Source organism: bacterium (assembly GCA_040756715.1).
Taxonomy (GTDB): Bacteria; UBA9089; UBA9088; order UBA9088; family UBA9088; genus JBFLYE01.
This window is the reverse complement of record JBFLYE010000071.1, coordinates 1-2,444: the sequence shown is the minus strand read 5'-3', so window position 1 is coordinate 2,444 and position 2,444 is coordinate 1. Positions and strand designations below refer to the sequence as shown.

The 2,444-nt window shown below is 37.3% G+C and carries 2 protein-coding genes; both read left to right on the top strand.

Annotated features, from left to right (window positions below; genetic code table 11):
* Positions 1–2,159 (top strand): hypothetical protein (locus AB1397_02955; protein ID MEW6481952.1); only part of this gene is annotated, 2,159 nt, incomplete at its 5' end.
* Positions 2,146–2,444, top strand: a 299-nt coding sequence (locus tag AB1397_02950) for a hypothetical protein (GenBank protein MEW6481951.1), incomplete at its 3' end; no start/stop codon positions are given. The genes AB1397_02955 and AB1397_02950, both read left to right, overlap by 14 nt.

Here is a 2,444-nt window from a genome sequence, read left to right as displayed (position 1 = left end):
CAATCATAAAGGATAGCAAAGGAAATTACTATATTATTGAAAGTGAAAAAAGGAGGCTGATTGAGGGAGGGCTAAAAGAGATACAAGAGAGGGGATTGGGAGAGAAGAAAGAATATGACATAAAGTTAAATATGCGTTCCTTAAGAAAACAATTTTTAGGAACAATAGGGTTAATTGTTGATGGAGAAATGGTCAAGGAATGGAAAACAGAAAGAGGGAAAGAATATGAGGTAAGATTACCATTGTCTCCAGGAGAACATAAAATAGATGTAGCTATATTGTTTGTTGAGAAAAAGATAGATATGACTACTACAGATGTCTTACCGCTATCTTCCTTACAGGTGGGTTCTAATCTTTATTATCCTAAAGAGGCAATTATTGATATAGGCAATGCTTTTGATCCAACAAGCTATACGGATGGTCAAAAAATTATTTCTTCTGATGTTCTTCGGGAGCCTGGAACTTTTCGATTTACCATCCCCTTTGACCCCAGCCTTTCCCTCTCAGATAGCGAGATAGAAAATATCCCCCAAGCCCCTCCCCTTTACAAGGATGGGACATTGGTGCAAAGGGATGAAAACAGCCCCCTTTACCTTATCTTTAAAGGTGAAAGGCACTTAATTGAAAATAATCTTTTAACCCTAAAGCTCTATGGATTATCTGCCCAGAATATAAGAAAGATTGGGGAACTTATTGACCAGATAAAAGGGGGAGACCCCCTTCCCAAGTATCCGGAAAGAACCCTGATTAAAGATGGAAATAATACCTTTTATCTCATTCAAGAAAACAAAAGATACAAAGTCCCTGATAATGAGACATTAGAAGCAATGGGATTCTTTAAGAATATAAAGGAAAGGGAGATTATCATTTGGGCAAACCAAAACCTCTCTGAACCAAGTATTATTCAACTTAAGATAAATGACAAGCCGGTAGGTGAATGGAAGGTAATAACAAACCATCATGAATTAAAGGAGTATAAAGTGAAGCTACCCCTTCAAGATGGAGAGACAAAACTAACCATTTCTTGTTTAAAAGGCTCTCCACTCATTACTAACTTTGAGGTTGATTCTAAGATTTACGAAATACCGGTAGAGAATTTAAGTGATTTTGTATTTTCAGAAGGCAAATCTGTAAACTTTGATATTGTTTTTGATTCCGCGATAGAATTAACAAAGGGTGAAATTGATACCATCCCTTATGCCGGTGAGCTTCCCAGGCAATTCAGGGAGGGAAGCCTTATAAAGGATAGCAAGACCAATAATAGCTATCTTATTGCCGGTGGTGAAAAAAAGGCAATCACACAAGAATATCTTTCATTCTATAACACAAACCCAGGAAGAACCGAGGATTTATCACAAATAGAAGAGGGAGAAGCCCTGCCAAAGTATCCAGAAAATTCTGTCTTAACCGATGGCATAAACAAATACCTTTATATCCAAGGAAAGAAGCTCAAGTTTGAAAGTCTAGATGAACTAACCAAAAAGGGATTTAGCCCAGAAGAAGGCAATGTGCCGATTGAGGTAAGGCTTAAAAATCTACCTACCAAAGATACACCTATGGAGCTATGGATAGACAATAAGCTGATTAAAGAATGGATAGTCTCCCCAAATTCTCCTTTAGTTTATAACCTTTCCCTTCCTTTATCAGCAAAGAAGCATAATGTAGAGCTTATTTTTCCAGAAGGTGTTCGCACCAAAGAAGAGAAACGGGATCACATTATGGTACCTGCACATTACTTTGAAAATGTGTTAAAGGAAAAAGGATACAACCCTTCATGGATAGAGCAGTTTCAGTTTTATCCACCAGGAACAGTATCACCACAATTTCCTGTAATAGAAGCCACAATTTGTATCCCTTCGGCGTTTGTTGACTATATAAAGATAGGCAATCAGAATATTCAACCCGAGGAAGGTAAAGGTGTATATGATTGGGTATGGGGAAATAGGGTATTTAATTATTACAAATATAGTTTATATCATGATAACCAAAATCTTTTTCCCTCTTCAGAAAAAATACCCCTTACCCCCGGTGCCTTAAGGTTTAAAGATATAGAGATTATCCCCTCAATCAATGTTTCATCTAATGAATTAGCAAAGATTCCCGACCTTGTTCTTGCTCAATCCCTTCCTCCAGAAAGTACTTCTGATGTCTTACCTTAAGATAAAATACCCGGATGGAACATTGATAAAGTATGGAACAGACTATTTCCTTGTCTTTTCCGGAACAAAGCATCTTATTGATTCAGGAACAATGCAGATATTCAGCTTAAAGCCTAATGAGGCAAAGGTTATCTCTGATAGTGAATTTTTCTCTATTCCAACCAGTGATCCCCTTAAGGCAAGGGTGGTAAGAAATGAAAGCCTAGGAGACTTCCTTATCCTTGGCTTAGAAAGAAGGTTTATTCCAACCCTTAACACAACCAATGAATACCTTAAGCTTCTTGG